The following is a 15,188-nucleotide window of genomic DNA, read 5'->3' on the forward strand; positions in this document are numbered from 1 at the left end:
GGGGCCGGAGGCCTCCCGGCGCGGGGCACGGATGGGCTCAGCGGCGCCCGGGGAGCGGCGGGTGGTGGGCCGGGTGGTGGTCCGGGACGTGGGGGCCGGAGGCCTCCCGGCGCGGGGCACGGATGGGCTCAGCGGCAACTGGGAACGGCACGTGGCCGCGGTGCGATCCGGAGGATCGCGATGTCATAGCGTCGTCACCGCAGCACGTCGGTGTAGACCTCGACGGTCTGCTGGGCGATGGCCGGCCAGCCGAACTCCGACAGCACCCGCTCCCGGCCGGCGGCGCCCATCGCGGTGGCCCGGTCGGGGTCGGCGAGCAGCTCGGCGGTGCGCGCGGCCAGCCCCTCCTCGAAGGCCCGGACGTCGTCGGGGTCGTAGGGGACGAGCAGGCCGGTGCGCCCGTCGGCGACCACCTCGGGGATGCCGCCGACCGCGCTGGCCACCACCGCCGTCCCGCAGGCCGCCGCCTCGAGGTTCACGATGCCCAGCGGCTCGTAGACCGACGGGCAGACGAACACCGTGGCGCCGGTGATCAGCGGCACGAGCTGGTCGCGGGGGAGCATCTGCTCGATCCACACGACGCCGGGCCGCTTGGCCTGCAGCCGCTCGACCGCGTCGGCGACCTGTTGGCGCTCGGCCGGGGTGTCGGCCGCGCCGGCGCAGAGCACGAGCCCGGCGTCCTCGGGCAGCTGCTCGGCGGCGGCGAGCAGGTGGGGCACGCCCTTCTGCCGGGTGATCCGGCCGACGAACAGCGCGTACGGGCGGTCGGGGTCGACGCCGAGCGCGCGCACGGTGCCGGGCTCGTGCACCGGCCGGTAGGCCTCGGCGTCGACGCCGTTGTGCACGACGTGCACCCGGCCCGGGTCGAGCTCGGGGTAGACGGCCAGGACGTCGTCGCGCATCCCGGCGCTCACCGCGATCACCGCGTCGGCGGCGAGGTACGCCGTCCGCTCCACCCAGGAGGACAACCGGTAGCCACCGCCGAGCTGGTCGGCCTTCCACGGGCGGCGCGGCTCCAGGGAGTGCGCGCTGACCACGTGCGGGAGGCCGTGGACGAGGTTCGCGAACAGCCCGGCGCCGTTGGCGTACCAGGTGTGCGAGTGCACGAGGTCGACGTCGGCGAGCGCACCGGCCATCTCGACGTCGACGCCGAGCGCCTGCAGGGCGCCGTTGGCGCCGGCCAGACCCGGGGGGACGCCGTGGGCGGTGGCGTCCGGCCGCGGAGCGCCGAAGCAGTGGACGTCGAGCTCCGGCCCGGCCGGCAGCGCGCGCAGCGCCGCGACCAGGTGCTCGACGTGGACCCCGGCCCCGCCGTAGACGTCCGGCGGCCATTCCCTGGTCACGATGCCGATGCGCACGGCGCCACCCTAGGGGGGAGGCGCCGCCAGGAGGAGTCGAGACCGCGCAGCCGGGAGGGGCGCGGTCGCCGTTCACCGGCTACGTTGCGTGACATGCGCGGCGGTCCACGGGTGCTCGGCATCGTCCTGGCTGGTGGGGAAGGCAAGCGGCTGGCGCCGCTGACGGCGGACCGGGCCAAGCCCGCGGTGCCGTTCGGCGGCAACTACCGCCTCGTCGACTTCGTGCTGTCCAACCTGGTCAACGCGGAGATCCGGCAGATCGCCGTCCTGACCCAGTACAAGAGCCACAGCCTCGACCGGCACATCACCACGACCTGGCGGATGTCGTCGCTGCTCGGCAACTACATCACCCCCGTGCCGGCGCAGCAGCGCCTCGGCCCGCGTTGGTACACCGGCAGCGCCGACGCGATCTTCCAGAGCCTCAACCTGATCTACGACGCGCGGCCCGACATCGTCGTCGTCTTCGGCGCCGACCACGTGTACCGCATGGATCCCGGTCAGATGATCGAGCAGCACGTGCAGACCGGCGCCGGGGTGACCATCGCCGGCCTGCGGGTGCCCCGGTCCGACGCGACCGCGTTCGGCGTCATCGACGCCGACGCCGAGGGCAAGGTGCTCGGGTTCCTCGAGAAGCCGGCCGACCCGCCCGGCCTGCCCGACTCGCCCGAGGAGAGCTTCGCCTCGATGGGCAACTACGTCTTCACCACCGACGCGCTGCTCGAGGCCCTGCGCAAGGACGCCGTCGACGAGGACTCCGCGCACGACATGGGCGGCTCGATCATGCCGATGCTCTCGGCGTCCGGGGACGCGTACGTCTACGACTTCTCCACCAACATCGTCCCCGGCGCCACCGAGCGCGACCACGGCTACTGGCGCGACGTCGGGACCATCGACGCCTACTTCGACGCGCACATGGACCTGGTGTCGGTCACCCCGGTCTTCAACCTCTACAACGACCGCTGGCCGATCTACTCCCTCCCGCCGCAGCAGCCGCCGGCCAAGTTCGTGCTCGGCGGTCGCGCCGAGGAGTCGATGGTCAGCGCCGGGGCGATCATCGGCGGCGGCTCGGTGCACAACTGCGTGGTCTCGCCCGGCGTGCGCATCGAGCGCGGCGCGCGGGTCGAGGACAGCGTGCTCATGGACGGCGTCGTCGTCGGCGAGGGTGCCTTCGTCCGGCGGGCCATCCTCGACAAGAACGTCGTCGTCCCGTCCTGGGCCCGGATCGGCGTCGATCTCGCCGCCGACCGAGAGCGCTACCACGTCAGCGAGGGCGGGGTCGCGGTGCTGGGCAAGGGCGCCCGGGCCGTTGTGTGAACGGCCCCGTCCGGAGGCTCGCCCCGAGCCTGCCAGGGGTGAGCGGGACGGGGTCCGTGCACCCCCCGGACCTCGCTCCGCTCGGTCCGAGCCCCTTCACGAGGGCCGTTCCAGCCCGTCGCCCCTGGTCGTCACGCTGCTGCTCGCCGACGAGGCGCAGCAGCGGTTCGACCGGCTGCGCGCCGAGCACTTCCCGCCGGAGCGCAACCACCTCGCCGCGCACGTCACCCTGTTCCACGCGCTGCCCGGCGAGCACCGGGACGCCGTCGACGCCGGGCTGGCCACCGCCGCCGACCGCCCCGCGTTCGACGTGGAGGTCACCGGCGTCCGGTTCCTCGGCCGCGGTGTCGCCTACACGCTGGCCTCGGCCGAGCTCACCGAGCTGCGCGCCCGCCTGGCCGACGCCTGGCGGCCGTGGCTCACCCCGCAGGACCGGCAGCGCCACGCCCCCCACGTGACCGTGCAGAACAAGGTCGCCCCCGCCACCGCCCGCGAGCTGCACGCCCGGCTGGCCGCGGCCTTCGCGCCGGAGACGGTGCCCGCCCGCGGGCTGGGTCTGTGGCGCTACCTCGGCGGGCCCTGGGAGCCGGTCGCCGAGCACGCCTTCCGCTGAGAAAGGACACCGTCCTCCTCACGCCTCGTACGCTCGGCGCGAGCCTCGGGACAGGGCCTGCTTCAGGCCCGGCGGGTCGCCACCAGCACGCCCGCCCCCACGGGGAGGACGGCCGACAGCAGCGACTCGTCCTCCCGGACGGCGCGGGCGAGCTCCCGCCACGCCACCGTCTGCGGGTCGCGGGCCGTGCGGTCGGCGATTCGGCCACCGGCCAGCAGCCCGTGGCAGACCAGCGTGCCGCCCGTCCGGAGCAGGCCGAGCAGCGCGGGCAGCTGGCCGGCGAACTCGCCGGGCGGGCCGGCGCAGCTCACCAGGTCGTAGGCGCCGGGGGAGAGGCGGGGCAGCACCTCGGCCGGGGTGCCGTAGATGAGCCGGGTCCGGGACGGCGGAACGCCGGCCTCGGCGAACGCCGCCCGGGCCGCACGCAGCTGCTCGGGGTCGCCGTCCAGGGCGGTGAGCACCCCGTCGGGCCGCATCCCGCGCAGCAGCCACAACCCGGCCACGCCACCGCCGCTGCCGATCGCGACCACGGCGCGGGCCTCGAGCCCGGACGCCAGGACGGCCAGGGTGGCGCCGACCGCGGGCTCCACCGGCGGGGCGCCCCGCAGCCGGGCCGCGCGGGACCGGGCGGCGACCAGCTCGGGACCCTCCGCGGCGTAGCGGTCGGCGTACCCGGCGCCGTCGGTGCTGCCGCCGGCCGGCGGCGGTCCTCCGGCGCTCGTCACCGGGCGAGGGTAGATGCCGCGCCCGGCGGCGCCGCGCACGCCGCCGCACGGCCGGGACCTGTGAGTCGGCTGGGAACCGGCTGCGGCGGGAACACCGCCTCCTCGGCCGCCCGTTGATCCGGACGTGCGCCTGCTGAGAGCCGCCTCCCCCCGACAGGACGACGCCGGGGAGGTCACGGCGGCCGCGGTCTGCGATCCTGGGACCGTGTCCGACGCCGTCGTCCCCGCCGGAACCTCCGCCGGCGAGCCCGAGCCTGCCCGGGCGCCCGGAGGCGGCGGTGACGTGTGGGTGGCGCCGACGTGGGAGCAGGTCGTGCGCGACCACTCGGCCCGCGTCTACCGGCTGGCCTACCGCCTGTCGGGCAACGCGCAGGACGCCGAGGACCTCACCCAGGAGACGTTCGTCCGGGTATTCCGGTCGCTGGCCGACTTCTCGCCCGGCACCTTCGAGGGCTGGCTGCACCGCATCACGACCAACCTGTTCCTCGACATGGTGCGGCGGCGCCAGCGGATCCGCTTCGACGCGCTGCCCGACGACACCGAGCGGCTGCCCGGCACCGCGCCCAGCCCGGAGCAGGTGTACGCCGACACCCACCTCGACCCGCAGGTCCAGGCGGCCCTCGACGCGCTCTCCCCGGAGTTCCGCGTGGCCGTCGTCCTGTGCGACATCGAAGGTCTGACCTACGAGGAGATCGCGGCGACGCTGGGCATCAAGCTCGGCACCGTGCGCAGCCGCATCCACCGGGGCCGGGTGCAGCTGCGCCAGGCCCTGGCACACCTCGCGCCGCGCCGGGTGGGCACCGCCGCCGAGGAGGGATGAGGGCCGGTGAGCATCCCGGAGAGCCACCTGGCGCAGGAGGCGATCGCCGCCCTGGTCGACGGCGAGCTGCCGCCCGGCCCCGCGGGCCGGGCCGCGCGGCACCTCTCCCGCTGCGCGCAGTGCCGCATGGCGGTCGCGGCGCAGCAGGAGGCGAAGGACGCGCTGCACGAGTGCGCGGAGGTCGCCGTCCCCGGTGACCTGCTGTCCCGGCTGGTGGCCATCCCGTTCAGCGCCGACGTCCCGGGCAGCAGCGGCCTCGGCACGCTGCGCGCCGGCGCCGGTGAGCTGACCGTCGACGGCGGTTCCGGCGGCTGGTCGGTCGACCTGCGGCCGCAGGACGTCCCGCCGCGGCCGGGCACCGCGCGGTGGTTGCGGCGCGGCGTCGCCGGCACGGTCGCCGGCCTCGGTCTCGGCGTGACCCTGATGGCGCTGACCCTGCCGGGCAGCGGGCCGGACGAGGGGGCCCGCGGCACGGTCGCCGGTCCCACGCTCCCCGAGGAGCGCACCGAGGTCGTCCCACCCCCGGTCCGGACCTTCAACGCGGGCACCGCGTCGGTCCTGTCGGTCCCCGGCCCGGGCGGAACACCCTGAGCGCGCCGTCGGACCGCCGCGCCCCGGACGACCCCCAGCTCTCCGAGGCCGATTTCCGGCGCCCCGCCGGGGAGACCGGCGGCTTCGACGCGCCCGAGCGGCTGGCCACCCGGCCCGCCGAGCCCGCGCCGCCCGCGCCCGGCCAGCAGGCCGTCTTCGGCCGCCCCGCCGAGGTGGCCGGCAGCTTCGGCGCCGACCGGCCTCCCGTGCCGGCGCGCCCGGTCCCGCCTCCGCCGCCGGAGGCGCTGCTGCGCGCCTTCGGCCCACCCGGCGCGGTCCGCACCGGGCTGCAGGAGCCGCCCGGCGGGCGCCCGGGACGGCGGCGCACCTCGCGCGGCCCGTGGTGGAAGGCCGACGCGCGCTCCGACCCGTGGCGCGACCCCGCCGCGCCGGCCGGACTCGGTGGGCCCGCGGTCTACCCGTCGGAGGAGGTCCAGCCCGGCCCGGTCGTCGTCGACGCCCGCGGCCGGCGCCGGGTCCGCGTCGGCGACCTGTCGGTGCGGCTGTCCGCGCTCGTGCTGCTCGCCGTCCTGCTGGTCGGCGCGCTCGGCGGTGGCGTCGGCTGGTGGCTGACCCGCACGGCCGGGGAGACGCCGCTGCTGGCCCCCGGCACCCGGCTGTCCGAGGTCGACCCGGGCATCACCCGGGAGCCGGGCTCGGTGTCCGACATCGCCGCCCGCGTCACGCCCGCGGTGGTCTCCGTCGAGGTGCGCCTCGGCCAGGCCGGAGCGACCGGCTCGGGCGTGGTGATCGAGGCCGACGACGGCTACGTCGTCACCAACAACCACGTCGTCTCCGGTGCCGACGGCGTCGAGGGCGCGGAGATCCGCGTCGTGTTCGACGACGGCAGCGGCTCGGCCGCGCGCATCGTCGGGCGCGACCCGGCCAGCGACCTCGCCGTCCTCAAGGTGGAGAAGCCCGGACTGGTGCCCGCCGCGCTCGGCTCGTCCGACAGCGTCGTCGTCGGCGACCCGGTCGTCGCCATCGGCTCGCCGCTCGGGCTGGCCGGCACGGTGACCAGCGGCATCGTCAGCGCGCTCGACCGGCCGGTGCGGCTGTCCGGCGGCGGCAGCGACACCAACGCCGTCATCAGCGCCGTGCAGACCGACGCGCCGATCAACCCGGGCAACTCCGGCGGCGCGCTGGTCGACGCCTCCGGCGCGGTCATCGGCATCAACACCGCGATCGCCTCGCTCGGCGGCACGGGCACCGGCGGCGGGTCGATCGGCCTGGGCTTCGCCATCCCGATCGACACGGTGCGCGACATCTCCGAGCAGCTGATCGCGACCGGCGAGGCGGTGCACGCCACGCTGGGCGTCAACACCCGGTCGGTCACCGACGGCACGCGCAACGGCGCGCTGGTGCTCAACGTGGAGCCCGGGAGCGCCGCCGCCGGCGCCGGCATCCGCGAGCAGGACGTCGTCATCGGCCTGGAGGGCGAGCCGGTGGGCAGCTCGGAGGAGCTGGTGGTCGCCGTCGACGCCCGCGAGCCCGGCGACCAGGTCACGCTCGAGGTGGTCCGCGACGGCGCGTCGGTCGAGCTGCAGGCGACGCTCGGCGAGGCCTGAGCGCTCCGTACCCGCCATGCCCCGCGGGCCCGGACCGGGGCCGCAGCCGCGCACGGCCTCCCGTCCGGGGCGGCGCGCCTACCCTCGACGGCGGGCCGCGGCACGCACGCGAGAGGAGCGCAGGTGTTCGACTCGATCGGCTGGGGCGAGATCGTCGTCCTGGCGCTCGCCGCGCTGTTCATCTTCGGCCCCGAACGGCTGCCCTCGCTGGCCCGCGACGCGGCGTCCGGGCTGAAGAAGGTGCGCCGCGCCATCACCGGCGTCCGCGCGCAGGTCGACGAGTCGCTCGGTGACGACTTCCCCCACCTGCGCGACGTCGACTTCCGGCAGTACCACCCGCGGACCTTCATCCGGAACCAGCTGCTCGGTGACGACGACGACCTGCCGCCGGTCCGCCGCGGAACCGGGACCGGCCGGGCCGGTGCGGTGCACCGCCCCGGCACGGGGCACCGCGCCGGCGCCGCGGCCGCCGCCGCGACGGTGACCGCGCACGCCGCCGCCCGTTCGCGCGACCGCAGCACGCCGCCGCCTTTCGACCCCGACGCGACCTGACCCCGGCTCCGCATCTCGGGCGTCACCCGCGCACAACGGGTCCTGTGGGACCCCGGGCGCACGCACGAACCACGACATGCGCGGACCGCCGGCGCGGGCACCGCGCGCGGCACCGCGGTCGTCCTCTCCCCCGGACGACGACCTCGCACGCGTGTCCACGCCGGAGCGGCGGCCCTCCCTTCCGGTCGGCTGCCATCCTTCCGGGATGCCGCGCCTGCCCGGCCCGCTCGTCGCCCCGGTGCTCGGGGCAGCCCTCGGGGTCACCTCGTCCTGGACCAACGCGCTGCCCCCGGCGGCGGCCGGCGCGAGCTTCGTGCTCAACGCCGGATGGGTGTGGGGCGGCCTGGCCGTGCTGGCCGGCCGGCTGGCCGGCACGCGGCTCCGGGGTGCCGGCGCGGGCGCGCTCGCCCTGGTCGCGTGCAGCACGGCCTACCATCTCGCCGACGCCGTCCTGCGGGACGAGCCGTCATCCCTCTACGGGGGCGAGCTGGCCGTGTGGTGGCCGGTTGGCGTCGTCCTGGGTTCCGTCCTCGGCCGGGGGGGGTGCCGGCGTCGGGCGGGGCGGACGAGTCGGCCTGCTCGCCGCGCTGACCGTGCCGGTCGGGGCGGCGGCCGAGATGGTGTGGCTGCCGCGCTGGTCGGGGGACGAGCCGGGCATCGCCGCCGTGCGGTGGGCGGTGGGCGTGGCCGCCTGCGGGGTTGCGAGCTGGCTGCTCGTCCGCCGCACGGGGAGGGGGGCCCCTCGCGGACCGGCCGAACCCGCCCCGGAGGCGGTGGGACCTACCGCCGGACCGGGGTGAGACCCAGCGACATGCCGGACAGGCCCCGCTGACGGGTGACCAGCGAGTCGGCGACCGTGGCCAGCGCCTGGGCGGCGGGCGTGCCGGGATCGGCCAGCACGATCGGGGCGCCGGCGTCGCCGGACTCGCGGAGCCGGGTGTCGAGCGGGATCTGGCCGAGCAGCGGCACCCGCGCCCCGAGGGTGCGGGTGAGCGCGTCGGAGACCGCCTCGCCACCGCCGGAGCCGAAGACCTCCATGCGCGAGCCGTCGGGCAGCTCCAGCCATGACATGTTCTCGATGACGCCGACCACCTGCTGGTGGGTCTGGGTGGCGATAGCGCCGGCCCGCTCGGCCACCTCGGCGGCGGCCTGCTGCGGCGTGGTCACCACGAGGATCTCGGCGTTGGGCAGCAGCTGGGCGACCGAGATCGCCACGTCGCCGGTGCCGGGCGGCAGGTCGAGCAGCAGGACGTCGAGGTCGCCCCACCACACGTCGGCGAGGAACTGCTGCAGCGCGCGGTGCAGCATCGGCCCGCGCCACACCACCGGGGTGTTGCCCGGGGTGAACATGCCGATGGAGATGACCTTCACGCCGTACGACTGCGGCGGCATGATCATGTTGTCGACCTGGGTGGGCTTGTCGTCGACGCCGAGCATGCGGGGCACCGAGTGGCCGTAGATGTCGGCGTCCACCACACCCACCGACAGCCCGCGCTTGGCCATCGCCGCGGCCAGGTTGACCGTCACCGACGACTTGCCCACGCCGCCCTTGCCGGAGGCGACGGCGTAAACGCGGGTCAGCGAGCCGGGCTGGGAGAACGGGATGACCGGGTCGGCGGCGTCCGTGCCGCGGACCGTCCGCCGCAACTCGGCGCGCTGCTCGTCGCTCATGACGTCGAGGGCGACCTGCACGGAGGTGACGCCGGGGACGGCGGACACGGCCTCGGTGACCCGGCTGGTGATCGTCTCCCGCATCGGGCAGCCGGCGACGGTGAGGTACACCTCGACGCGGACGGCGCCGTCCGGGCCGATCCGCACGTCCTTGACCATGCCCAGATCGGGCAGCGGGCGGTTGATCTCCGGGTCCTGGACGGTGGCCAGCGCGGCGTTGATCGCGTCCAGCGCCGGCGAGCCGGTCAGCGTGTCGGACATCGTGTGAGTCTGTCTCCTTCGACGGGGGACCCGGGCGGACAGCCGGACTCCGCGGCCGACCTGCGCGCGGATCTCCTGCCACTGTACGGCGGACGGCGCGACCGGCCGCGGCCCCGCGGGGTGATCTGCTGCGCAGCGACGTCCGGCCGAACATCCCGCGGCACGGTCATCCCGCGGCACGGTCATCCTGCGGCACGGTCATCCTGCGGCATAGGAAGCTATGCCTGCGTCCTGGGCAGCCGGACAGGGGGCATAGCTTCCTATGCCGCAGGATTCCTACGCCGACAGCGGCCGGACGACGGCGGACGGGCCGGCCAGGCCGACCGCCGCGTCGACGGTGGTGGCGGCCACCGCGTTGCGGGTCTCCTTGGCCCGGTAGAGCTGGGCGTCGGCGACGGTCATCAGCCGGTGCGGCGTCGCGTCGTCGCCGGCGGCCACGGCCACGCCCAGGGAGAGGCTGACCTCGTTGGGGGCGAAGCCTGCCGGTCGCAAGGAGTGGGCGTCGCGCCGCACCTCCTCGGCCAGGGACGAGGCGCGGCCGGCGTCGGCGCCGGGCAGCAGCAGCGCGAGCTCGTCACCACCGACGCGGGCCACGAGGTCGCCGGCGCGCACCCGCGCCGCCAGCAGGTCGGCCACGTCGCGCAGCATGAGGTCACCGCCCGCGTGGCCGTACCGATCGTTGACCTGCTTGAACAGGTCGACGTCGACGAGCACCACCGCGACGCTGGTCCCGCGCTCCTGCGCGGCGGCGCAGGTCGCCGCCAGCTCGGCGTCCCACCGCCGGCGGTTGGCCAGCCCGGTGAGCGCGTCCTCGTTGCTCAGCCGTTCCAGGCGCTCCAGCAACGCGCTCGCGCGGGCCTGCTCCCGCTCCAGGTCGAGCCGGGCGGTCAGCTCGCGGACGGCCAGCAGGTGCCGCCGGTGGTGCGCCAGCACGCTGATCACCGACGCGGTCGCCAGGTAGATGGCGGTCGCCAGTAGCGCCGTGGCGGGCATGGCAGCGGGAGCGGTCAGGACGGAGAGGCCGAGGGCCCCCCACGACGCGGCCACGAGAGCGCCGGTCCAGAACGGGCGGGCGGCCAGCAGGCAGCCGCTCGCGTAGAGCGGCAGGGTGAACCCGAGCAGGTAGAACTCGACGTTGTCGACCCGGGGGACCATCCAGGCGATCTCCGCCTGCACCACGGCCATCACCACGAAGGTCAGCAGCTCCGGACGGCGTCGTCCGAGGGGATGACGCCAGAGCAGCCACGTGACCAGCAGGACCGGCACCGTGCAGGCCAGCCGGAGCACGGTGAAACTCGTGGCGCGCGCCGGTTCGAGGATGGCGTCGAACATCGACCAGGCAGGCACGATGACGGCGGCCAGCACGCCGATCAGCAAGCCGGACGTGCGGGCCCGCTCCCGCAGCTCCGCGGTCGCGGGTCCGCCCGCCGACGCCCGTCCGCCCGCGGACGCCGGTCCGGGCTCGGGCGCCCTCCCGGTGCGGGCCACCGGTCGGACGGCGACCGGCGTCCGGCCCGACTGCGGTCGTTGCAGTGGCTGCACCGGCGTCCTCCCGGGTCGCGCGGGGAGGACACCCGCCCCCGCGTGGACCAGCCATTTTGGTCGGTCCGAGGTCGTTTCGGAAGCCCCTGCAGGTGAAGTCGTTTCGGAAGCCCCTGCAGTGAACACGCGCGGGAAAGCCGGAGAACCCCGACGGCACCGCGTCCCGGGCCCGCGGCCGTGCGGTCGGCCGCTCGCTAGGGTGCCGCGAGTGTCGTCCCTAGCCCGCTCGGCCACGTTGCGCGACGCGATCGGGCTCGGGCTGGCCGTCGGCCTGTACGGCGCCGCGTTCGGCGCCGCGGCCGACGCGGCGGGGCTGGACGTGTGGCAGGCGATGGCGATGTCGGTGCTGATGTTCACCGGCGCCTCGCAGTTCGCCCTCGTCGGGGTCCTGGGCGCCGGTGGGAGCGCGCCCGCCGCGATCGGGAGCGCCCTGCTCCTCGGCACGCGGAACACCGTGTACGGCGTCCGGCTGGTGCCGCTGCTGCGACCGCGCGGCGCCCCGGTGCGCGCCGCCACCGCGCACTGGGTCATCGACGAGACCACCGCCCTCGCGCTGGCCGCCCCCGACCGCCGGCTGGCCCGGCTGGCGTTCGTCGCCGGCGGGGCGACGATCTACCTGACCTGGAACGCGACCACGGTGGCCGGCGCGCTGGGGGCCGCGGCGCTCGGCGAGACGGCCCGCGCCGGGCTGGACGCCGTCGTCCCGGCCGCCTTCCTGGCGCTGCTGTGGCCGCGGCTGCGCCGCAGCTTCCCCGGTGCCGAGGTGCAGCGCCGGGTGGCGCTCGGCGGCGCGGTCGTCGCCCTGGCGCTGACGCCGGTCGCGCCCCCCGGCGTGCAGGTGCTGGCCGCGGCGGTGGCCGTGGTGCTCGCCGGACGGCCGGGGCGTCGACGGCCGGGACGCCGCGATGCCCCCGATCCGGAGCCCGGACCGGGGGAGGGCCGGTCGTGAGCGGGACGGCGCTGTGGGCGGTCGTCCTCGCCGCCTCGCTCGGCTGCTACCTGCTCAAGCTGGCCGGGCTGTCGGTGCCTGCTGCCTGGGTGGATCAGCCCTGGGTGGCGCGGGTGGTCGACGTCGTCCCCGCCGCGCTGCTCGCCGCGCTCGTCGTCGTGCAGGCGGCGACCGCTGGCAACGACGTCGTGCTCGACGGCCGGCTGGTCGGGCTCGCGGTGGCTGCCGTCGCGCTGGCGTTCCGGGCGCCGTTCATCGTCGTCCTGCTGCTCGCCGGCCTGGCCGGCGCCGGCGTCGCGGTGCTGAGCGGCTGAACAGCCACCGGTGCAGCCGGGGCGCCGCTTCAGCCGGGGCGCCCCCCCAGCCGGGGCGCCGCTCCAGCCGGGGCGCCGGTCGGGCCGCCGGTCAGCCGGGGCGCCGGTCGGGCTGCCGGTCAGCCGAGCGGCTCCGGCTCGGCCGCCGCCTCGACCGCGGCCGCCTCCCGCTCCCGCTTCTTGCGCGCCTTGCGTTCCCGCCGCTCGACCTCCTCCGCGTCCTCCTCGGCCAGCCGGGCGAGCTCGCTGCGGATGAAGTCGCGGGTGGCCAGCTCCCCGACGGCCACCCGCAGCGAGGCCAGCTCGCGGGCGAGGTACTCCGTGTCCGCGCGGGTGGTCGCGGCGCGCGCCCGGTCCTCCTCGGCCTGCACCCGGTCACGGTCGGCCTGCCGGTTCTGCGCGAGCAGGATCAGCGGCGCGGCGTAGGCGGCCTGCGTGGAGAAGGCCAGGTTGAGCAGGATGAACGGGTAGGGGTCCCAGCGCAGCGTGACCGCGAAGACGTTGAGCGCGATCCACACGATCACGAGGATCGTCTGGATCGCCAGGTACCGGCCGGTGCCGAGGAAGCGGGCGATCGTCTCGGCGGTCGCGCCGACGGCGTCCGGGTTGAGCTTGATGAGCGAGCTCAGCCGCCGGCCGCCGGTCCGGGGGACGTCGAGCCGCGCGCCCTCAGCCACGGCGCGCCCGTTCCCGCCAGTCGTCGGGCAGCAGGTGGTCGAGCACGTCGTCGACGCTCACCGCGCCCACCAGCCGTCCCTGGGCGTCGACCACCGGCGCGGCGACCAGGTTGTAGGTGGCGAAGTAGCGGGTCACCTCGCCCAGCGGCGCCTCCGGGCGGAGCGGGTCCAGGTCGTCCAGGCACCCGCTGACCAGCGAGGACGGCGGCTCGCGCAGCAGCCGCTGGATGTGCGCCAGCCCCACGTACCGCCCGGTCGGGGTCGCCGACGGCGGCCGGCAGACGTAGACCTGCGAGGCCAGCGCGGGGGTGAGTTCGGGGTCGCGGACCCGGGCCAGCGCCTCGGCCACGGTCGCGTCGGGCGAGAGGATGACCGGCTCGCTGGTCATCATCCCGCCGGCGGTGTCCTCGGAGTACTTGAGCAGCTGGCGCACCGGCTCGGCCTCGTCGGGCGCCATGAGCTCCAGCAGCCGGTTGCGGTCGATCGTCGACAGCTCGGCCAGCAGGTCGGCCGCGTCGTCGGGGTCCATCACCTCGAGGACGTCGGCCGCGCGGTCCTCGTCCAAGGTGCCGAGGATGGTGATCTGGTCGGCCTCCGGCAGCTCGCCGAGGACGTCGGCCAGCCGTTCGTCGTCCAGCGCCTCGGCCACCTCGTGCCGTCGCTTGATCGGCAGGTCCTGCAGCGCGTGCGCGAGGTCGGCCGCGTTGAGTTCGCGGTAGGTGGCGATCAGCGTCTCGGCGCCCTGGCCGGTCTGCGGCAGGGAGAGCCCGGTGACCTCGTTCCACGCCAGCTGGTGCAGCTGCCCGCGGCGGCCGAGCCGGCCGGGCTCCTGGACGGCGAGCCGCGACAGGACCCAGTCGCCGGTGCGGGTCTGCTCCAGGGCGGCGTCGACGACGTGCGCGCTCCTGCCGGACTCGGCGATGCGCACCGTGCGGTCCAGCAGTTCGCCGAGCACCAGCGTCTCGCCCGGACGCTGCTCGAAGCGCTTGAGGTTCAGCGTGCCCGAGCCCAGCATCACCGCGCCCGGGTCGACCGCGGTCACCCGGCCCATCGGCACGAAGATCCGCCGGCGGCCGATCACCTCGACCACCAGCCCGAGCGCCTGCGGCGGGGCGCTGCCCACCCGGAGCGCCACCACGACGTCGCGGACCTTGCCGACCCGGTCACCGTTGGGGTCGAAGACGGTCAGCCCGGCCAGCCGGGAGACGTACGCCCTCGTTCCCGTGGTCACGGCTCCTCCTCGCTGGCGCTCGTCGGCCCCGTGACCGGCGGTGCTGCGTACCTGCGCGACCTCGCGAGCTCGGTCGCCGGAGCCTGAGGCTACCGTCGGCGCCGTGGACCACCCCCGCTCCGTGGAGTACGAGGTCGTCGACGTGTTCGCGCCGCGGGCGTTCGCGGGCAACCCGCTGGCCGTCGTCCTCGACGCCGACGGGCTGACCACCGAGCAGTGCCAGGCGCTGGCCTTCGAGTTCCACCTGTCGGAGACGTCGTTCCTGTCGGCGCCCAGTCCCAGCGGTGCTGACGGCGGGGCCGACTACCGGGTGCGCATCTTCACGCCGTTCGCCGAGCTGCCCTTCGCCGGGCACCCGAGCGTCGGGGCGGCGCACACGCTGGTGCGCACCGGCCGGCTGCCCGCCGGCACGGTGCGCCAGGAGTGCGGCGCCGGCGTGCTCGACCTGGACGTCGACGACGCGGGCGCCACGCTCACCGGCGGCGTCCCGACGGTCGAGGACGGCCCGGATCCGGTCGCGCTGGCAGCCGCCGTCGGCCTGGACGCCGCGGACGCCACCGGGCTGCCGGCGCTCGTCACCGGGTGCGGGCTGCCGTGGGCGGTGCTGTCGGTGCGGCCCGAGGTGGTCGACCGCGCCGCGCCCGACCACCGTGCCCTCGACGCGCTCGGCGTCGGGGAGGGCGTCTCGGTGCTCTCCTGGGACGCCGCGACCTCGACCGCGTACGCGCGCTGCTTCGCGGGCGATCTGCGCTGGGGTGAGGACCCGGCGACCGGGTCGGCCGCGCTGGCCACCGGCGTCTGGCTGGTCGAGACCGGCCTGCTGCCGCCGGACGGGACGGCGGAGTACGTCGTCCGGCAGGGGGAGAAGCTGGGCCGCCCGTCGGTGCTGCGCGGTTCGGTGCGGGCCGGGGGCGGGCGGGCGGCGTCCGCGTCGGTGCACGGCGCGGTCGTCCCGGTGGCCAGCGGTCGCATCCGCGTGCCCTGAGGAAGCCCCCCGCCCGT

Annotated in this window: 15 protein-coding genes; 9 read left to right on the forward strand and 6 right to left on the reverse strand. The window is 76.2% G+C overall.

The window, feature by feature from the left end; genetic code table 11:
- Positions 1-194: 194 nt before the first annotated feature.
- Positions 195-1,358 (reverse strand): glycogen synthase, encoded by a 1,164-nt coding sequence (gene glgA / locus OF117_RS15130; protein ID WP_263553671.1) that lies wholly within the window; start codon positions 1,356-1,358, stop codon positions 195-197.
- 93 nt (positions 1,359-1,451) lie between these two features.
- Between glgA and glgC the strand changes: the two genes are divergently transcribed.
- Together glgC and OF117_RS15140 are read left to right on the forward strand one after the other, a co-directional pair.
- On the forward strand, positions 1,452-2,672 hold the full coding sequence (gene glgC, locus OF117_RS15135) for a glucose-1-phosphate adenylyltransferase (RefSeq protein ID WP_263553672.1): 1,221 nt from the start codon (positions 1,452-1,454) through the stop codon (positions 2,670-2,672).
- Complete coding sequence (locus OF117_RS15140) at positions 2,665-3,285, forward strand: 2'-5' RNA ligase family protein (RefSeq protein ID WP_263553673.1); 621 nt, start codon at positions 2,665-2,667, stop codon at positions 3,283-3,285. The genes glgC and OF117_RS15140 overlap by 8 nt, the downstream gene beginning before the upstream one ends.
- Before the next feature lie 62 nt (positions 3,286-3,347).
- Here OF117_RS15140 and OF117_RS15145 read toward each other — a convergent pair whose 3' ends face one another.
- A complete protein-coding gene (locus tag OF117_RS15145) occupies positions 3,348-4,010 on the reverse strand; it encodes an O-methyltransferase (RefSeq protein WP_263553674.1) in 663 nt (220 codons plus the stop codon).
- Between the two features lie 124 nt (positions 4,011-4,134).
- Here OF117_RS15145 and sigE point away from each other — a divergent pair, with 124 nt between their 5' ends.
- The 4 genes from sigE to OF117_RS15165 all read left to right on the forward strand — a co-directional run bounded on the left by sigE (position 4,135) and on the right by OF117_RS15165 (position 7,541).
- Positions 4,135-4,830, forward strand: a complete 696-nt coding sequence (gene sigE / locus OF117_RS15150; protein ID WP_411969458.1) for an RNA polymerase sigma factor SigE — start codon at positions 4,135-4,137, stop codon at positions 4,828-4,830.
- Between the two features lie 6 nt (positions 4,831-4,836).
- Positions 4,837-5,421, forward strand: coding sequence for an anti-sigma factor family protein (locus tag OF117_RS22150; protein ID WP_318014257.1), 585 nt, complete (start codon positions 4,837-4,839; stop codon positions 5,419-5,421).
- 206 nt (positions 5,422-5,627) lie between these two features.
- On the forward strand, positions 5,628-6,989 hold the full coding sequence (locus tag OF117_RS15160; protein WP_263553676.1) for a S1C family serine protease: 1,362 nt from the start codon (positions 5,628-5,630) through the stop codon (positions 6,987-6,989).
- A gap of 123 nt (positions 6,990-7,112) precedes the next feature.
- A complete protein-coding gene (locus OF117_RS15165; protein ID WP_263553677.1) occupies positions 7,113-7,541 on the forward strand; it encodes a twin-arginine translocase TatA/TatE family subunit in 429 nt (142 codons plus the stop codon).
- Positions 7,542-8,321: 780 nt separating this feature from the next.
- Here the strand turns inward: OF117_RS15165 and OF117_RS15170 are convergent.
- Positions 8,322-9,473, reverse strand: a complete 1,152-nt coding sequence (locus OF117_RS15170; protein WP_263553678.1) for an Mrp/NBP35 family ATP-binding protein — start codon at positions 9,471-9,473, stop codon at positions 8,322-8,324.
- Between the two features lie 276 nt (positions 9,474-9,749).
- On the reverse strand, positions 9,750-11,015 hold the full coding sequence (locus OF117_RS15175; RefSeq protein WP_263553679.1) for a GGDEF domain-containing protein: 1,266 nt from the start codon (positions 11,013-11,015) through the stop codon (positions 9,750-9,752).
- A 208-nt stretch (positions 11,016-11,223) separates the two neighbouring features.
- Here OF117_RS15175 and OF117_RS15180 point away from each other — a divergent pair, with 208 nt between their 5' ends.
- Both OF117_RS15180 and OF117_RS15185 read left to right on the forward strand, forming a co-directional pair.
- Entirely contained in the window at positions 11,224-11,964 is a 741-nt protein-coding gene (locus tag OF117_RS15180; protein ID WP_263553680.1) for an AzlC family ABC transporter permease, read from the forward strand.
- Positions 11,961-12,278, forward strand: coding sequence for an AzlD domain-containing protein (locus OF117_RS15185; RefSeq protein ID WP_263553681.1), 318 nt, complete (start codon positions 11,961-11,963; stop codon positions 12,276-12,278). The genes OF117_RS15180 and OF117_RS15185 overlap by 4 nt, the downstream gene beginning before the upstream one ends.
- A 119-nt stretch (positions 12,279-12,397) precedes the next feature.
- Here OF117_RS15185 and OF117_RS15190 read toward each other — a convergent pair whose 3' ends face one another.
- Together OF117_RS15190 and OF117_RS15195 are read right to left on the reverse strand one after the other, a co-directional pair.
- Entirely contained in the window at positions 12,398-12,955 is a 558-nt protein-coding gene (locus OF117_RS15190; RefSeq protein ID WP_263553682.1) for a DUF1003 domain-containing protein, read from the reverse strand.
- Complete coding sequence (locus tag OF117_RS15195) at positions 12,948-14,186, reverse strand: magnesium transporter MgtE N-terminal domain-containing protein (RefSeq protein ID WP_263553683.1); 1,239 nt, start codon at positions 14,184-14,186, stop codon at positions 12,948-12,950. Before OF117_RS15195 ends, OF117_RS15190 begins: the two co-directional genes overlap by 8 nt.
- Positions 14,187-14,289: 103 nt before the next feature.
- Between OF117_RS15195 and OF117_RS15200 the strand changes: the two genes are divergently transcribed.
- Entirely contained in the window at positions 14,290-15,171 is an 882-nt protein-coding gene (locus OF117_RS15200; RefSeq protein WP_263553684.1) for a PhzF family phenazine biosynthesis protein, read from the forward strand.
- Positions 15,172-15,188 lie beyond the last annotated feature (17 nt).

Source organism: Geodermatophilus sp. YIM 151500 (assembly GCF_025716945.1).
Lineage (GTDB): Bacteria > Actinomycetota > Actinomycetes > Mycobacteriales > Geodermatophilaceae > YIM-151500.